The following is a 16,535-nucleotide window of genomic DNA, read 5'->3' as shown; positions in this document are numbered from 1 at the left end:
GCCTTCTCGGCGCGCAACTGCACTGCCAGATTGTTTTTCTGTCCGGCAAGCAACAGGCGCTTCTGCCGGGCAAGGAGTTCTCGGGGGAGTGCCGCCAGTTTGCGGGCAGCAGCCATGGCAACGGCGTCCAGTTCGGCATCGGGGACAACCTGATTGACCAACCCCAGCGAGAGCGCCTCGGTTGCCAGCACGTCCCGCCCGGTGAGCACGAATTCAGCCGCGCGGGCCGAACCAACCAGCCGCGGCAACCAGTAGGTTCCACCGCAGTCCGGAGTGAGGCCGACGTGCACGAACGCTTGCTGGAATTTGAGGGTGTCGCTGGCGATGCGAAGGTCGCAAGCCAGCGCCAGATTCATTCCGGCACCGACCGCCGGCCCGCGGATGGCGCCGATCGTCGGCTGAGGAAAATGGCCAAGCAACGCAATCGCCCGATGCAGGCTCGAAAGACCAACACGGAAGAATCTCCTGGCGCTTGCCTGCATTTCGCCGATGTCCCCGCCCGCGCAGAAGGCTCGCCCGGCGCCGGTGACCACCAGCAGCTTGATGCTTTTATCCCGGCGCAGCGCCTCGAGCGCCTGTACCAGCTCGAGGGCGGTTGGCACGTTGAGCGCGTTCAACACTTCCGGCCGATTCAAACGCAGCGTGGCCACGCCATCGCTGGTTTCCGCTTGCAAGTTTTGATAGTTCATCGCTCGCCTCGTCGATCCAGTGTGGAGTCCAGCCGATTGTACACCTGAGGCTCGAGCGGGAGGCGACCAGCCGGTTCGAGGCGCCGGAAGCGTTGCTGAGCCCCACACAACGAATGGCCAAGGTCTTTGCTTCTTCCACAACCTGTTGTATAATTTTCTTGACAAGTGAGGACGCGTCCCTATAATGCGGTCGGCATTGCGCGAATGAACGGGAGAGTAGGCGGGCGGGTGGCGCGCGGAAGAACCTCCAGCTTCCGTGGTTATCACCTGGGCCAGCAATCTACCTGAACGGAATCTAACAGCTCTGGAAGGTTAAGGCCCACGGCGAAGCGGCCTGTCGCCGCAGATGGGTTTGGGGCAGGAGTTTCCCTTCTTCTTTCCGGACCGTCTCCGCCCCGCGCACCCGAATGCGGGCAAGCCGGGCAGTGCTTTTCTCGCAGGTAGGTCCAAGACAGCGCACAACAGGCAATGGGCAGGAGGGGCGGAATGAATGGGCGCCACACAGTCGTGAATGGCGGTCGCAAACAAGCTCAGCGCGCCAAGGGCTTGAGCGTCCCACGTCTTTTCACCAACAGCAGGGTTTCTCCTTTCGATGAAGTCGAATGGGAACGGCGTTCCGCCTCCATCTCGAACGACAAAGGCGAGGTGATTTTCCGCCAAGACGATGTCGAGACGCCGAAGAACTGGTCGCAAACGGCAACTAACATCGTGGCGTCGAAATATTTTCATGGGAAGCTCGGCAGCGCCCAGCGCGAGACCTCCGTGCGCCAATTGATCAGCCGGGTGGTGAATGCCCTGGTGCGCTGGGGCGAGCCGGGCAACTACTTCGCCACCCACGAGGACCGCGACGCCTTCCGCGATGAGCTGACTCACCTCCTGGTGCAGCAGAAGCTCTCCTTCAATTCACCGGTCTGGTTCAACCTGGGAGTGCAGCCCAAACCGCAGTGTTCGGCCTGCTTCATCAACTCGATTGACGACTCCATGAGCTCGATCATGGATCTCACCAAGACCGAGGGGATGCTCTTCAAGTGGGGTTCCGGCACGGGGACGAATTTTTCGGCGTTGCGTTCGAGTTTCGAGGGCCTCTCCGGCGGAGGGATTGCTTCCGGCCCGGTCAGCTTCATGCGGGGTTTTGACGCCTTCGCGGGCGTCATCAAGTCGGGCGGCAAGACGCGCCGGGCGGCCAAGATGGTGATCCTGAACATCGAGCACCCGGACATCGTCCAGTTCATTGATTGCAAGGCGCGTGAGGAGCGCAAAGCATGGCAACTGGCTGCGATCGGCTACGACAGTTCCATCGATGGCGAAGCTTACAGCTCCATCTTCTACCAGAACGCCAATCACTCCGTCCGCGTCACCGATGAATTCATGCAAGCGGCGGAGAAAGACGGCGAATGGTGGACCCGGCGGGTCACCACTGGCGAGCCGCTCCACAAGTATCGCGCCCGCGACTTGCTCCGCAAGATTGCCGAGTCCACTTATCAGTGTGGTGACCCGGGCATGCAGTTCGATACCACCATCAACCGGTGGCATACCTCGAAGAACACCGCTCGCATCAACGCCTCCAATCCCTGCTCCGAGTACATGTTCCTGGACGACACCGCCTGCAACCTGGCCTCGCTCAACCTGTTGAAGTTTCTCTCCCCGGGCGGGCAGTTCGATACGGAAGCGTTTCGTCACGCGGTGGACGTTTCCCTCCTGGCGCAGGAAATCATCGTGGACAACGCCAGCTATCCCACGCCCAAAATCGCCCAGAACAGCCACGATTACCGCCCGCTCGGACTTGGCTACGCCAACCTGGGCGCGCTGCTGATGTCTCTCGCCTTGCCCTATGATTCCGGCGCCGGCCGGGAAATCGCGGCCGCCATCACCGCCCTGATGACCGGCGAAGCCTACCTCCAGAGCGCCCGCATCGCCCAGGCCACCGGCCCCTTCCCCGGCTACGAGCGCAACCGCGAGCCCATGCTTGACGTCATCGGCATGCACCGGGAGGCGGCGCACAAGATCGCCACTCGTGAAATGCAGAATGAGAAAGCCAGGTCCCTGGCGGCCAACCGCGTGCAGGCCGCCTTGATGCCTCTGCTGGCGGCGGCGAGAAAGTCCTGGGACGAAGCGCTCGAGGAAGGTCGCACGCACGGCTACCGCAACGCGCAAGTCACCGTGCTCGCTCCGACCGGCACCATCGGCTTCATGATGGATTGCGACACGACCGGCGTCGAGCCTGACTTGGCGCTCGTGAAATTCAAGAAGCTGGTGGGCGGCGGGGTCATCAAGATCGTCAACCAGACGGTACCCACCGCGCTCGTTCGCCTGGGCTATTCACCTGCCCAGGTGAGCGACATTGTGGACTACATCGACAAGCAAGGAACCATCGAAGGCGCGCCGCACCTTCAAGCAGAACATCTGCCGGTCTTTGATTGCTCGCTGAAGCCTTCGACCGGCAGCCGTTCCATCTCGCCTTCCGGGCACGTCAAGATGATGTCAGCCGTGCAGCCATTCCTTTCCGGCGCCATTTCGAAAACCGTCAATCTCCCGGCTGAATCTACGGTTGAGGATATAATGCAAGCTTACGTGGATGGCTGGAAGCAGGGGCTCAAAGCCATCGCCATCTACCGCGACAGCTCCAAGCGCGCCCAACCCCTCAACACCGCCGACGCCGGGAAGCAGAAAGAAAAAGTCATGGCCAAGCCTGAGGAAAAAGGGAAAGCGGAACTCCCCGACCAGCCGGAACTCTTTCCCGGCGCGCGGCGGACGCTCCAGCGTCGCAAGCTGCCCACCGAGCGCCAAGCTATCACCCACAAATTCTCGGTCGGCGGCCACGACGGTTACATCACGGTCGGGCTTTACGAGGACGGCACTCCGGGGGAGATCTTCATCACCATGGCCAAGGAAGGCTCGACGCTCTCCGGCATCATGGACGCCTTCGCCACGGCCATTTCCATTTCGTTGCAGTACGGCGTTCCGCTCCGCGTTTTTGCTGAAAAGTTTGCCCACATGCGCTTTGAGCCCTCCGGCTGGACAGGCAATCCGGAGATTCCTTATGCCAAGTCCATCATGGACTACATCTTCCGGTGGCTTGGCTCGAAGTTCATCAGCCCGGAATATCGCCAGGGCGAGATCGAAAGTTCCATCTCCGCAAGCACCCCACCTCACATAGGGGAGACCAAACGGCCTGCAACGGGCCGAATCACCCCGCCTAGCGGGACACAGGTGGGCGCGCCTTCTACGCCGCAACCCGTCGCCGCGGTCGAAGACGCTCCCACCTGTGCCGATTGCGGCTCCCTCATGTTCCGCAACGGCAACTGCTATAAGTGCGAGAATTGCGGAAGTACCTCAGGCTGCTCTTGATATCCAAATCTTTGTTACGTGGGCCAGGCACAGGCATGCTCGATGCCTGACTTGTCTAAATTGGCCTGAAGCTTTCTTGGTTTCATTCTCGTGAGGTGACGACTATGAATGAGGACCAGGAGTTTAAGCTCGTGCCGCCCGGCAGTGGCAAAACCGTCTCGCTAGTCGGAGACATTTACACTTTCCTGATGGTGGGCGAAGAGACCGGTGGAGCCTATGCCTTGATCGAAGTGGTCATTCCCCCACAGGGCGGTCCGCCACCGCACATCCACCGGCGCGAGGATGAAGCGTTCTACGTTCTCGAGGGAGAGCTTGAGTTCATGGTCAACCGCCGCACTGTCAAGGCGGGCCCTGGAAGCTTTCTCCATCTTCCCAAAAACAGTTTGCACTGTTTCAAGAATGTCAGCTCAACCACGGCAAGGATGCTGGTTCATGTGGCCCCTGCCGGACTCGAGAAGTTTTTTGAGGAAGTTGGTCATCCACTGAAGGACAAGTCTGCCGGCCCGGCTCCCGTAACGCCCGCTGACATCGAAAAACTCGTGGCCGTCGCTCCCAAATACGGCATTGAGATCAAACTGCCTCCGGCCTGATTGATTCTCACCACGACGAGTATAAGAACAGCGCCGAGCTGGCAGAGGGGCGCGGCCTGTGGCCCACCCTCCGCTCACGTTTATCAGGTGGCACTACTGCGCCACGAAGGTCTCGCGCTTGAGGAATTGTCCGGAACCGACCCGCCCTACGAATTTGTCACCCTCGATCACCGGCTTGCCGCGGACGAGCACCGCTGACGGCGCACCAACGATGCGCGTGCCTTCGAAGGGGTTGTAGTCCACCTTCATGTGGTGCGTTTTGGCGCTCAGGACAACTTCCTTGTTGGGGTCAAAGATGACGATGTCGGCATCCGAGCCGACGGCGATCGTTCCTTTCCGTGGATAGAGGCCAAACATCTTGGCCGGAGCGGTCGAGACCAGTTGCACAAAGCGGTTGAGCGTGATGCGGCCCTTGCGCACGCCTTCATGGAGCAGCATGAGCCGGGTTTCGATGCCCGGCGCGCCGTTCGGAATTTTGGTGAAGTCGCCGACGCCCATTTCTTTTTGCTCCTTGAAGCAAAACGGGCAATGGTCGGTCGAGACAACTTGCAAGTCGTCCCGGCGCAAACCCTCCCATAGCTTCTCCTGATGCCACTTGGGCCGCAGCGGCGGCGTCATGACCCACTTGGCCCCTTCAAACCCCGGCCGGTCGTAGAGCGAATCGTCGAGATAGAGATATTGCGGGCAGGTTTCCGCGTAGGCCGGGATTCCGCGGTCGCGCGCCTCGCGCACTTTTTCGAGCGCGTCGTTGCACGATAGGTGGACGATATAAACCGCCGCCCCGGCCATCTCCGCGAGCGCAATGGCGCGGGCGGTCGCTTCGGCTTCGGCGGTTGTCGGGCGGGTAAGCGCGTGATATTTGGGCGCGGTTTTTCCTTCGGCCAGCGCCCGGCGAACGATGACGTCAATCGCGCCGCCATTTTCGGCATGCATGCAGATCAGCCCGCCGTTCTGCGCGGTCTGCGACATGGCTTTGAAAATCAGAGCGTCTTCGACCATGAAGACGCCGGGGTAGGCCATGAACAGCTTGAAGCTCGTCACCCCCTCGCGCACCAGCGCGTTCATCTCCTCGAGGCGCGCGTCGGGCAGGTCGGTCAGGATGCAATGGAAAGCGTAGTCAATGGCTGCTTTGGCTTCGGCTTTTTTCATCCACGTATCAAAGGCGGTGCGGAGGGTCTGCCCCTTGTATTGGATGGCGAAATCAATCAGCGAGGTGGTGCCGCCAAAGGCGGCGGCGATGGTTCCGCTCTCAAAGTCATCCGCGCTCGTGGTTCCCCCAAAGGGCATGTCGAGGTGAGTGTGAACATCAATGCCGCCGGGGATGACGTATTTCCCCTTGGCGTCGATGACTCTTCCGGCGTTCTCGGCGGGCAAAGTGGTTCCGAGGGCAACGATTTTTTCGGCCACGATGCCCACGTCCCCGGTAAAGCGGTCGGAGGCGGTGACCACCTCGCCGTTGCGGATGAGCGTGTCGAATTTCATGGCGACCTTCCTCTCTCCGGTCTGGCACCGAGTCCCGATACGTCGGGACGCCTGCCACCGGGTCAAAGGGGAAAAACATCGGATGAGCGTGGCGGCCCGAGGCTTCGTCCCGAGGCTTCGGGAGGAAAAAGCGGGTTCATCTTAGGGCTGCGTATGGGGAAAGTCAATTCCAGTGCGATCTTAAGCGGAATTGGTTGTATTGGGGTACACGCAGGGTGCTACAATTTGGAGAATCGGCCCATGCGAAAGAGCCCGCCTAGGCGGGCCGCGCGCCCGAACCGCTCAGGACCGGAATCCCTGAACGCCCAAGTGGGGGAGGTCTTTTTCTCATGGCGTTGCGCAAGATAGCTCCGAAACTCGCGCCGGAAGAGTACGAGCGCAAATTCGCCGATATCTCGCCGCCGCTTAGCCGTCAGCAGGCGCTGGTCGAAGCGTCTCGCTGCCTTTTTTGCTTTGACGCGCCCTGCATCGCCGCCTGTCCGACCCGTATTGACGTCCCGGCCTTCATCAAGAAGATTTCGACGGGCAATTTGAAAGGATCGGCGCGAGTCATCCTCACGGCCAATATCCTGGGGCACAGTTGCGGCCGGGTTTGCCCGACGGAGGTCCTTTGCGAGGGCGCTTGCGTGATGCATGCCCGAGGCGAGATGCCGATCCAGATTGGGCGATTGCAACGCTACGCGGTGGACTACGTCCTCGATAGAAATATTCGGATGTTCGAGGCCGGCAAGCCGAATGGCCGGCGAGTGGCCTGCATCGGCTCGGGCCCGGCCTCGCTCGCCTGCGCCGCTGAACTGGCGAAGTGGGGTTACCGGGTTACGATCTTTGACAAGAACCCGCTCCCGGGCGGCCTCAATACCTACGGCATTGCTGCTTACAAGACGCGCGCCCCGGATAGCCTGCGGGAGGTCAAGCTGGTGGAAGACCTGGGCGTCGAATTCCAGCAAGGCGTGCGGGTCAGCAAGGATATTTCGCTTCGGGAACTCGAAAAACAGTTTGATGCCATCTTCGTGGGTGTCGGCCTGGGGGAGACCTGGGATTTGAAGATTCCGGGCGAAAACCTCGAGGGCGTTTACGCCGCCATGGAATTTATCGAGCGCACCAAGGTCGAGGCGTTCCACCACATTGATGTCGGGCATCGAGTGGCGGTCATCGGCGCGGGCAATACGGCGATTGATGCCGCCACGGCTGCCGCCCGGCTCGGCGCCGAGCCGGTCTATATCCTCTACCGCCGCAGCGAGCGTGAAATGCCGGCCTTCAAGTATGAGTTTGAGCTGGCGAAAAAGGATGGCGTGAACTTTCTCTGGCAAACGGCGCCGGTGCGCATCCTCGGGCGTAGTGTCGTAGAAGGCCTGGAATGCGTGCGCATGAAACTGGGCGAACCCGATGCTTCAGGACGCCGCCGGCCGGAACCCATCGCCGGCTCAGAATTTGTGCTGGAGGTGGACATGGTCGTGGGCGCCATCGGGCAGCAGCCGGTGTTCGAGCTCTTGAAGAGCTTGCCCCGGGTGGAGCTGGAGGGCGACCTGGTGAGGGTGAACGAATCCGGCCAGACGACCAATCCCCGCTATTTTGCCGGCGGCGACTGCGTGAACGGCGGCAAGGAAGTGGTGGATGCAGTGGCCGAGGGCATGCGCGCCGCCCGGGGCATTTATGAGTTTTTGAAACCACAGATGAACACAGATGAAGTTTGATAATGACGCAAAGACCGCAAAGGGACACGAGGCTTTGGAGGTTTATCCAGAGCAAGAGTTGACCCATAAGATTCTGGAAGCTGCATTTGCTGTCCGCAACGCGTTGGGTGCAGGCTTCCTGGAGAAGGTCTACGAGAACGCCCTTGCGCTCGAATTGCGGGCCAAAGGAATTGCTTGCCGGCAGCAACTGCCGTTACAGGTGCGTTACAAAGACGCCGTGGTGGGAGACTAGGCTGCCGACTTGGTTGTCGAAGTTAGAGTTTTGCTCGAGTTGAAGGCCTGCGCCATGTTGGAACCGAACCACGAAGCGCAGATCATGAACTATTTGCGCGCGACCCGATTGCGGGTTGGCCTTTTGCTTGATTTCGGTCGCCCCAAATTGCAGTACAGGAGGTTTGTCTGCTGATGGTGAGTTTTCTCTGTGTTCATCAGTGTTCATCTGTGTTTATCTGTGGTTCCCATCGAGGTGTGTCATGGTTGACTTGAGTGTGAATCTGGCTGGAATTCGCAGTCCGAATCCCTTCTGGCTTGCTTCCGGACCGCCGGCCAATACCGGCGAGCAGGTGATGCGGGCATTTGATGCCGGCTGGGGCGGCGCCGTTTGGAAGACGATTGGTGACCCCATCATCAATACCACGTCGCGTTACGGCGGCATTGACCTGAACGGCGTCCGCATGATGGGCTTCAACAACATCGAACTGATCACCGACCGCCCCATCGAAGATAACCTGCGCGAGATTCGCGAGGTCAAGAAGCGTTACCCGAAGCATGCCGTCGTCGTCTCGTTGATGGTGGAATCGAAGCGCGCATCGTGGCACGAGTGGGTCAAGCGGACGGAAGATACGGGCTGCGACGGGCTTGAGCTGAATTTCGGCTGCCCGCATGGCATGAGCGAACGGGGCATGGGGGCTGCGGTTGGCCAGGTCCCCCAATACACGAAAATGATCACCGCCTGGGTAAAAGAAGTTGCTCGCACGCCGGTTATCGTCAAGCTGACGCCGAACGTGACGGACGTGACTCGCATTGCGGTTGCTGCCGAGCAGGGTGGCGCCGATGGCCTCTCTCTCATCAACACGATCAATTCCATCATGGGCGTGGACCTGGACAGCTTTGCTCCACGGCCGACGGTGCGCGGGAAATCAAGCCACGGGGGCTTTTGCGGCCCGGCGGTGAAGCCGATTGCCCTGCACCTGCTCTCGCAGGTGGCGAAGAAGGTGAAGATCCCCATCAGCGGAATCGGCGGCATCGCCAACTGGCGGGATGCGGCCGAATTCATCGCGCTCGGCGCCACCACCGTGCAGGTTTGCACCGCCGTCATGCACTACGGCTTTCGCATCGTCGAGGACATGCTCGACGGTCTTACCGGCTACATGGCTGAAAAAGGCTTTGAGCGCATCGCTGACTTGCGGGGGCTCGCCCTGCCGAATGTGGTGGAGTGGGGAGAATTGGACCTCAACTACAAGATCATTGCCGAGATCCATGCCGAGAAATGCATTGGCTGCCAACTTTGCTATGTCGCTTGCGAAGACGGCGCCCACCAGTGCATTGAGCTGCCGAAAGGCGATGGCAACCGCGTCCCTATCATTCTTGAGGACGAATGTGTGGGCTGCAACCTCTGCGCGCTGGTCTGCCCGGTGGTGGATTGCATTACCATGAAGGAAGTGGATACCGGCAAGCCGGTCATGTCCTGGAATCAAATGCACAAGCTGGGCAGCGGCCCAACCGCACGGGCGGATTGCGATGTGCCCCCAGGTGACTAGGAGTCGAGGGGTTTGAGGTGACAGGTGTCAGGTTTCTGGTTTTCGGTTTCAAGGTTGGGGCCGATATCCAGGTGGGGCTTTTCTCTCAAGACGTCAATTCTAGGCGTCCTCTTCGATCGCTGGCTCCGCCGGACGGGCAAGCATCAAGCCCATATAAGTAATGGCCGCGATCCCGAACCCCACAAACCAGGCATAATCGTAAAGCAACCGCAGGGGGCGATAGAGTAATCCGATGAAGGCTACCGCCGCGCCAGCCAGCAGCGCCGCCACCGCCGGCCAGTTCACTCCCCGGCCGTACTCGTATTCGCCTCCGCGGCGGTAAAGCTCCTCGACGGCGAGGGTCCGGCGGCGGACAATGAAATAGTCGCAAATCAGTACGCCCGCGATGGGACCCAAAAATCCCGAGTAGCCAACCAGCCAGCCGAAAATATAGTTACCGTAATTCTCGATCAGCTTCCACGGCATCATCATCAGGCCGATCAGGCAAGTGATGACGCCGCCTCGCTTGAAGCTGATGTGCCGCGGGGCGAGGTTGGAAAAATCGTTTGCCGGCGAGACGACGTTGGCACTCACGTTGACGTTCAGGGTGGCGATCAGCAGTGCCAACGTGGCCACGATGACGGCGAGAGGGTTCCTGAAGCGGGTCATCACCTCGACCGGATCCCAGATGGCCTGGCCGTAGATAATGGTCGTCGCGCTGGTCACCGCAATGCCGATAAAAGAATAGAAGGTCATCGTGGCGGGCAGGCCCAGCGCCTGGCCGACCATCTGCGCGCGCTGGCCGCGAGCGTACCGCGTGAAATCAGGGATGTTGAGCGCCACGGTTGCCCAGAAGCCGACCACGCCCGTCAGCGAGGGGATGAAAAAGCGGGAAAATTCGCCGAACGTCTGAAACTTCGACGGCGCGGTCAGCATGGGGCCAAACCCGCCGGCATGGCGGCCCGCCCAAAGCAGTAGCGCCAACCCGATGGCCAGCAGGAAGGGAGCGCTGATTCCCTGCAGAACCTTGATCATCTCAACGCCGCGGAGGATGACCACCAGGTTCAAAAGCCAGAAAGCAGCGAAGCAGAGCCAGACTCCGCCGTCAAATTGGCGCCAGGAAGGGATGAGCGCGCCGAGCATGGCGTAGATGGCCTTGCCGCCAATCCAGGTCTGGATACCGAACCAGCCGCAGGCCACCAGCGCGCGCAAAATCGCCGGCAGATTTGCCCCCAGCACGCCGAACGACGCCCGCGCAAAAACCGGGAAAGGAATGCCGTACTTGGCGCCCGCGTGAGCATTCAGGAGCATCGGGATGAGGACAATCACGTTGCCGAGAAAAATGGTGAAGAGCGCCTGGCGCCAGTTCATCCCGCCGACAATCATGGCGCTCGCCAGCATATAAGTCGGAATGCAGATGGACATCGTGACCCAGAGGGCAGCGAAGTTGTAGGTGCCCCAGGTGCGGCGATCAGGGCCCGTCGGAGCAAGATCAGCGTTGTAGAGGGTGCTTTCGAGCGTTTCGCGTGAGAAGCCTGCAGGGTTCCGTAACGGAGAAGCCGGCTGTGGCTCAGCACTCATTGCGGTTTCGGTGGCGACTCCCGGCGGCGAAGTCCCTTAGGCCTGCGCGATCGGATCGTAGGTTTCCGGTCTCCGGTCGCGATAAAACTGCCAGACGGTGCGGACCTCCTGGATCTCTTCCAGGTTCAAGTCGGCCACAATCAATTCGGTCTTGTTGCGGCTGCCCTGGGCAATAATTTTGCCGCGCGGGTTGCAGAAGTAGCTTTTGCCGTAAAACTCGCCGATGTCCCACGGCTTCTCATGCCCCACGCGATTGATGGCGGCAATGAAGTAGCCGTTGGCCACCGCGTGAGCGGGCTGCTCGAGTTCCCAGAGATATTCAGAAAGGCCGGCGACGGTGGCCGAGGGGTTGAAGACGATTTCGGCGCCGTTCAGCCCGAGGATGCGCGCCCCCTCGGGAAAATGCCGGTCGTAGCAAATATAAACACCGACCTTCGCAAACCGCGTCTCAAAGACCGGATACCCGAGGTTTCCCGGACGAAAATAGAATTTCTCCCAGAAGCCGGGATGGCAATGGGGGATGTGGTGCTTGCGATATTTTCCAAGATAGTCGCCGTCGGCATCGAAGACGGCAGCGGTGTTGTAAAACACCCCGGACATCTCCTGCTCATAGACGGGCACGATCATCGCCATGCGATGCTGCTTCGAGAGTTTCTGCATCAGGGCAAGCGTCGGCCCGCCGGGCACGCGCTCGGTGAGCTCATACCAGCGCGCCTGCTGCTCGGCGCAAAAATAGGGGCCGTAGAAAAGCTCTTGCAGGCCGAGGATCTGCACCCCTTTTTTCGCCGCCTCGCGGACAAGTGCGACGTGCTTCTCGATCATCTGTTTCTTGATTTTCTCGAGCGAGTGGCGATCCGCGTGGAGATCGCAGGATGCCTGGATGATGCCGCAGCGTATTGGGCGAGCCATGGTTGCCTCCGGTCGGCGGAGCCGGGAATCCTGTCTTGACGATCGCACGCTGGCCGAGCACAGCCGGGCAGCGACCGCCTGGCTTTCGTGCCTTATAATTTCCGTGGGCCGGCCCCGCGAATAGGGTGAACACGATAATACCAATCGTCGGCGCCCCCTGCAATTGCCGGCAGGAGGGACTGGCTCGGGGAAGGTTTTCTGGCGTGCGTAAACCGGCAGCGCGCAATTTCGTCCAATCGAGGTGATGGCAGAGTTGACGGCTCGGCTAGAGCGGGAAGCGGCGATCGCGGCAGGCAGCGCTTCGGCAAAAACGGGCGTGGACAGGGCGCATTTCGAGCGGGTGGTTTGCGCTTACCAGAAGTCCATCTTCCGTATCATTCTGCAAATCGTGCGCGATCCCGACCAAGCTGCCTCGCTGACTCAGGATTGCTTTCTGCGGGCCCATGAGCGGCTAAAAAGTTTTCGCGGGGAATCGAGCCTCGAGACCTGGTTGGGTCGGATCGCCATCCATCTGGCGCTCGACCATTTGAAAAGCCGGCGGGCGGGTTTCTGGCGGCGCTTGCTGCGGAGAGACAGTCATGACGTTGCCGGAAACCCGACGTTCGCCGGGGGCGGGATGGAAGAATCGGCCTCTCCTGAGCGCCAGCTGCTGGCTCGGGAGGCGCTCGACCGGGTAAGGCGAGCGGTGGAGCTGCTTTCACCGCAGCAAAGAGCGGTTTTTGCATTGCGATTTTTTGAGGACTACTCGCTGGAAGAAATCCGGGAGGCGATGGGTATTGAGATCGGCACGATCAAGTCGCATCTGTTTCGCGCTGTCCGGCACGTCCGTCGCAGCATGGAAGGCACCCATGGAAAATAAATCGTCCGACAACCGCCCTCTGGACCGCCATCTGACCGATGACCAATGGATCGAATGCCTGCTCGGGGAGCAATCGGCAGAAGTGGTCGGGCACCTGAGCGCGTGCCCGGCATGTCGCGCTGAACTCTCGCGTTTCCGGACGGCAACCGGGCAACTGGCGCGGCAAACTTTGGGCTATGCCGAGGCCCTGCCGGAGCCGTTCTGGCAGGAGCAGCGGCGGCTGATTGCCGCCCGGGTTGCGGCCGGGAGCGCAAGGAAAACCGAGGGGAGCTTTTCGAGACGCCTGGCTTTTGGGCTGAGCGCAGCGGCAGTGGCGCTCCTGGCGGTCATCCTGCTTCGCTGGTCTCCACCCTCGCGCCCTTCAGCAGTGGCGCCGGTCTCTTCGGCGGATGACCCTCTTCTTGCCCAAGTGCAGGAAGCGCTCGACCGGGAAGTTCCGATGGCGCTGGCTCCGGCTGCGTTGCTGACCGACGAGATCGAACGCGGAATTGACAGGAGCCAAGCTCGCTGAATCGTTTAGGAGGAGGATATGAAAATAATGGGATACTTCGTCTTGCTGACTGTATTTTTTCTGACGGCTGGTGGAGCCTGGGCGCAAGAACCGCCCGGGCCGGGAGGGCCACACGGTCCGGGGCCGATGCCTCACGGCCAATGGTGGAAGAACTCGGAGGTCGTCAAAGACCTCGGGCTGACTGAGGCGCAGGTCAGTCAGATCGAGGCGGCGTTCTTCGAGCATCGCAGGTCGCTCATTGACCTGCGAGCTGAACTCGAACACAAGGAACTGGATTTGCAAACGCTCATGGATGCGGATCGCCCCGACACCGCCAAGGTCAGCGGCCAGATTGACGCCGTGCTCGCCGCTCGAAACAAACTGGAAAAAAGCAACGCGATGATGCTGCTCAAGATCCGGCAGGTGCTGAGCGTCGAACAATGGAAGAAACTCCAGGCGCGGCATCAGCTCATGCGGGCACGGGAGATGCGTATGCGCGGCATGGGCATGCGGCCCGGCCCCGGACCCCGGCACCCGGGCGCGGTTCGGCCCCAGCCGCCTGAGTCTCCCGCTCCCCCGCCGGACGAATAGCAAGGCTCGTCATTCTTAGGGAGAGGGTTTGGAGCGGGATTGATTTTGCCATTGCTTTCGGCTCTGCGCGGGTTTAAGCTTGGGTCCCGAGAGTAGCTCAAAAAAATTTTCGCGCCTTCAGGAAGCCGACGAAACTAGGGCATCCTGGCTCCAGAGCAAGTCTGAGGGAGGCTGCCATGGATGCGAAGCTGCGTGCCCTTATAGTTGATCCCGACGAGCATGCTTTGAGGGAACTGGCTTATCTGCTGGACAGCCTTGGCGTCCGGGTTGAAGTCGCCAGGCGTCTGACCGAAGCGAGCGCGCGCCTCTCCCAGGGAGACCCGCCCGCGGTGGTTTTCTGCAGCGCCATGTTGGAAGATGGGGATTGGTGCGAACTTTGCCGTTTGGCGCCGTCACTGGTCGGCCACGTAGTGGTCACGACGCGTCTTCCCAGCATGCGAGAGTACCTGCGGGCCATGGACGAAGGAGCGCGCGATTATATTGCGCGGCCGTTTGCATTGCGGGAGATCGAGCGGATCGTCCGCTCATTTGCCAGCAGCGGGGCCGGGTCTCAAGCCCGGGCCGCGTAATGCTTGTGCGTGGTCTTCGAGAAGCATGGAAGGCTGGGTCGCGGGAGATCAGTTCGACCCGGGTACCGAAAGCCTGCCGTGTGTCCTTCGCAGGCTGCCCTGAGCATCGTGCCGGGCTGAAGCCCGCCTCTACGCGGAGTTCCTCCAAGATAACCCTTGAGCCAACAGCATCATCTGTACTTCTGACAAATCCTCAACAGGGGCGCTTCCATGCGAAGAACAATCCGTTATCTTGCCATCGTGCTTTTTCTCGGGAGCATGATTGCCGCGCCCCGTACCATGCGGTACGGGGCTGGGCAGACGGCGGTGGATCGGCTTTCTGCACAGCTAAAGGATCGAGACCCAAAGGTGCGCGAGCGAGCCGCGAAGCTCCTGGGTGAACAAGGTGATCCGACCGGCGTCCCGGCACTCGCCGAAGCGGTCACGGATCTCGATGAGGACGTCCGCTTTGCGGCGGTGAACTCGCTGGGCGAGATTCGCTCGGAAGCAGCCATTCCGGCGCTGGTCAGCGGGCTTGCCGATCCTGCCAAGCGTGTCCGAGAGCGCGCGGTGGACGGGCTGGTGGCGCTCTACATGGTGCTGCCCGAAGGCGGCAGCGCTTTTGATTTGGTTCGGCGGGTGACCGATTTCTTTTCGAACCCGGTCGAAGACCTGGCCGTTAACCCCTGGATTCAGGTGGACGAGCGTGCTGCCCAGGGGCTCAAGAGCGCGCTGACCGATCGCGAGAGGGACGTTCGCCTGCGCGCCGCCCGCGCCCTTGGCATTCTTCGAGCGCGGGAAGTAGCGCCGGAGTTGGGCACCGCCATGATGGTCGGAGACCGCAGGATGCGAGCGGAGTGTCTGCGAGCGTTTGCCAAGATGAGAGATCCGGCCAACGGGGAGACCATCGCCAAGTTGCTGCGGGATACCGACGATGAGACGCGCGCTGAAGCCAGCCGCACACTCGGCCTGATTGGCGCTCGAAACCTGCTGCCGGAGCTGCGACGGATGTACGAAGATGACCCCGGCAAGGACGTTCGGCGAGCAGCGTTCGAGGCCATGTCGCTGATGCCGGAGCCGGGCTTGGCCGGGCTTTTTGAGTCCAAGCTTGCCGGCAAAGACCGCCGCCTCCGAGAGTATGCTGCCGACGGCCTCGCCCGCCTCCCGCAAGCAAGCTCCGCGCAACTCCTCCGGACACGCTTCAGCGCGGAGAAAGATCGCCGCGTAACGCTGGCGTTGGCCTTTGCCCTGGTTGCCCGGCAGGAGATGCCCTATCTTCAAACTCTCATGGAGTCGCTCGACTCTCCGTTCTACCGAGATCACGGAATCGCCTATTTGGTCGAATTGGGACACGATTCAAGACTTCTGCCCGGTTATTATCCCTTCCTGCGGAATGAAAAGCCCGATATCCGCCGTTATCTCTGTCTGGTTTTGGAGCGCGTGGGCAATCCGGAGGCGATGGAGCAGCTTAAACCCACGATGAGCGATCCGGTGGACGAAGTGGCGGTAGCGGCCACGCGGGCGTATCGCGCGTTGGGGCAAGTCAAAAAGTAGCCGGCCCTCCCGGCGCCCAATTTCCGCTTGCTGTTACAAAGTCCTACGTTAGCTCCGAACTCGCAAGGGACGGCGGGCTTTTCCTTCTCATCCCTCTCTACCTTATTTACTCCATGACCATGGACGAATACCGGCTCATTGAAACCTTTTTTGACCGCTGCGAACAGCTCGAACCGGATCTACGCTCGCCCCGACTGGTTCGGGGCTCGCGCATGGCCACCGATAACCGGCGCTGCATCCTCGAAAAACTCGGCTCAACGCCCCCCATCTCTGGCAAACCGGGAGATGGTTCTACACAAGCTGGCTTGTGATTTCCGCAGGCGAGAGAGATACGAATAGCCAAGGAACGAAAGCGGAAGCAAGCAGAGGGGTGGAACGTCTGAATTCACCGACTGGAACGATATCGCGTCGCTCAGCCCACGGGCTTCCGCGCTTGGGACGAGCGTTAAGTTCGGCGCGCC

13 protein-coding genes and 1 pseudogene are annotated in these 16,535 nt (G+C 60.7%); 10 read left to right on the top strand and 4 right to left on the bottom strand.

Going from position 1 to position 16,535, the window contains the following annotated elements; genetic code table 11:
* Positions 1–689, bottom strand: a 689-nt coding sequence (locus VIH17_11620) for an enoyl-CoA hydratase/isomerase family protein (GenBank protein ID HEY4683879.1), incomplete at its 3' end; no start/stop codon positions are given.
* Between the two features lie 486 nt (positions 690–1,175).
* On the opposite strand from VIH17_11620, the gene VIH17_11615 reads away from it, so the two are divergent.
* Entirely contained in the window at positions 1,176–4,037 is a 2,862-nt protein-coding gene (locus tag VIH17_11615) for a vitamin B12-dependent ribonucleotide reductase (protein HEY4683878.1), read from the top strand.
* A gap of 104 nt (positions 4,038–4,141) precedes the next feature.
* Positions 4,142–4,627: a cupin domain-containing protein gene (locus VIH17_11610; GenBank protein HEY4683877.1), complete on the top strand. Its 486-nt coding sequence runs from the start codon at positions 4,142–4,144 to the stop codon at positions 4,625–4,627.
* Between the two features lie 93 nt (positions 4,628–4,720).
* On the opposite strand, the gene hydA is transcribed toward VIH17_11610, so the two are convergent.
* Positions 4,721–6,109: a dihydropyrimidinase gene (gene hydA / locus VIH17_11605; protein HEY4683876.1), complete on the bottom strand. Its 1,389-nt coding sequence runs from the start codon at positions 6,107–6,109 to the stop codon at positions 4,721–4,723.
* A 329-nt stretch (positions 6,110–6,438) separates the two neighbouring features.
* On the opposite strand from hydA, the gene VIH17_11600 reads away from it, so the two are divergent.
* The 3 genes and pseudogenes from VIH17_11600 (at position 6,439) to preA (ending at position 9,563) form a co-directional block, all read left to right on the top strand.
* Complete coding sequence (locus VIH17_11600; GenBank protein ID HEY4683875.1) at positions 6,439–7,803, top strand: NAD(P)-dependent oxidoreductase; 1,365 nt, start codon at positions 6,439–6,441, stop codon at positions 7,801–7,803.
* A pseudogene (locus VIH17_11595) lies at positions 7,793–8,209 on the top strand (GxxExxY protein). Before VIH17_11600 ends, VIH17_11595 begins: the two are co-directional and overlap by 11 nt.
* A 67-nt stretch (positions 8,210–8,276) precedes the next feature.
* Entirely contained in the window at positions 8,277–9,563 is a 1,287-nt protein-coding gene (gene preA, locus VIH17_11590) for an NAD-dependent dihydropyrimidine dehydrogenase subunit PreA (protein HEY4683874.1), read from the top strand.
* A gap of 99 nt (positions 9,564–9,662) precedes the next feature.
* Here preA and VIH17_11585 read toward each other — a convergent pair whose 3' ends face one another.
* Both VIH17_11585 and VIH17_11580 read right to left on the bottom strand, forming a co-directional pair.
* Positions 9,663–11,123, bottom strand: a complete 1,461-nt coding sequence (locus tag VIH17_11585; protein HEY4683873.1) for an NCS1 family nucleobase:cation symporter-1 — start codon at positions 11,121–11,123, stop codon at positions 9,663–9,665.
* 36 nt (positions 11,124–11,159) lie between these two features.
* On the bottom strand, positions 11,160–12,032 hold the full coding sequence (locus tag VIH17_11580) for a nitrilase-related carbon-nitrogen hydrolase (protein HEY4683872.1): 873 nt from the start codon (positions 12,030–12,032) through the stop codon (positions 11,160–11,162).
* A 244-nt stretch (positions 12,033–12,276) separates the two neighbouring features.
* Here VIH17_11580 and VIH17_11575 point away from each other — a divergent pair, with 244 nt between their 5' ends.
* The 5 genes from VIH17_11575 (at position 12,277) to VIH17_11555 (ending at position 16,074) form a co-directional block, all read left to right on the top strand.
* On the top strand, positions 12,277–12,891 hold the full coding sequence (locus VIH17_11575) for a sigma-70 family RNA polymerase sigma factor (GenBank protein HEY4683871.1): 615 nt from the start codon (positions 12,277–12,279) through the stop codon (positions 12,889–12,891).
* The gene (locus tag VIH17_11570) at positions 12,881–13,402 is read left to right on the top strand and encodes a hypothetical protein (GenBank protein ID HEY4683870.1); all 522 of its coding nucleotides are present in this window, start codon (positions 12,881–12,883) and stop codon (positions 13,400–13,402) included. The genes VIH17_11575 and VIH17_11570 overlap by 11 nt, the downstream gene beginning before the upstream one ends.
* A gap of 18 nt (positions 13,403–13,420) precedes the next feature.
* Positions 13,421–13,972, top strand: a complete 552-nt coding sequence (locus tag VIH17_11565) for a periplasmic heavy metal sensor (protein HEY4683869.1) — start codon at positions 13,421–13,423, stop codon at positions 13,970–13,972.
* Positions 13,973–14,148: 176 nt separating this feature from the next.
* A complete protein-coding gene (locus VIH17_11560) occupies positions 14,149–14,541 on the top strand; it encodes a response regulator (protein HEY4683868.1) in 393 nt (130 codons plus the stop codon).
* Between the two features lie 210 nt (positions 14,542–14,751).
* Positions 14,752–16,074: a HEAT repeat domain-containing protein gene (locus VIH17_11555; GenBank protein HEY4683867.1), complete on the top strand. Its 1,323-nt coding sequence runs from the start codon at positions 14,752–14,754 to the stop codon at positions 16,072–16,074.
* Positions 16,075–16,535: the final 461 nt, after the last annotated feature.

The sequence above is a fragment of the Candidatus Acidiferrales bacterium genome, assembly GCA_036514995.1.
Lineage (GTDB): Bacteria > Acidobacteriota > Terriglobia > Acidiferrales > DATBWB01 > DATBWB01.
The sequence above is the reverse complement of the archived record's forward strand: the minus strand, read 5'-3'. Positions and strand labels throughout refer to the sequence as shown.

Excerpts from the sequence above, each read along its gene's own strand:
- VIH17_11615 (HEY4683878.1), top strand. The coding sequence starts at position 1,176 with ATGAATGGGCGCCACACAGTCGTGAATGGCGGTCGCAAACAAGCTCAG.
- VIH17_11610 (HEY4683877.1), top strand. The coding sequence starts at position 4,142 with ATGAATGAGGACCAGGAGTTTAAGCTCGTGCCGCCCGGCAGTGGCAAA.
- hydA (HEY4683876.1), bottom strand. The coding sequence starts at position 6,109 with ATGAAATTCGACACGCTCATCCGCAACGGCGAGGTGGTCACCGCCTCC.
- VIH17_11600 (HEY4683875.1), top strand. The coding sequence starts at position 6,439 with ATGGCGTTGCGCAAGATAGCTCCGAAACTCGCGCCGGAAGAGTACGAG.
- preA (HEY4683874.1), top strand. The coding sequence starts at position 8,277 with ATGGTTGACTTGAGTGTGAATCTGGCTGGAATTCGCAGTCCGAATCCC.
- VIH17_11585 (HEY4683873.1), bottom strand. The coding sequence starts at position 11,123 with ATGAGTGCTGAGCCACAGCCGGCTTCTCCGTTACGGAACCCTGCAGGC.
- VIH17_11580 (HEY4683872.1), bottom strand. The coding sequence starts at position 12,032 with ATGGCTCGCCCAATACGCTGCGGCATCATCCAGGCATCCTGCGATCTC.
- VIH17_11575 (HEY4683871.1), top strand. The coding sequence starts at position 12,277 with ATGGCAGAGTTGACGGCTCGGCTAGAGCGGGAAGCGGCGATCGCGGCA.
- VIH17_11570 (HEY4683870.1), top strand. The coding sequence starts at position 12,881 with ATGGAAAATAAATCGTCCGACAACCGCCCTCTGGACCGCCATCTGACC.
- VIH17_11565 (HEY4683869.1), top strand. The coding sequence starts at position 13,421 with ATGAAAATAATGGGATACTTCGTCTTGCTGACTGTATTTTTTCTGACG.
- VIH17_11560 (HEY4683868.1), top strand. The coding sequence starts at position 14,149 with ATGGATGCGAAGCTGCGTGCCCTTATAGTTGATCCCGACGAGCATGCT.
- VIH17_11555 (HEY4683867.1), top strand. The coding sequence starts at position 14,752 with ATGCGAAGAACAATCCGTTATCTTGCCATCGTGCTTTTTCTCGGGAGC.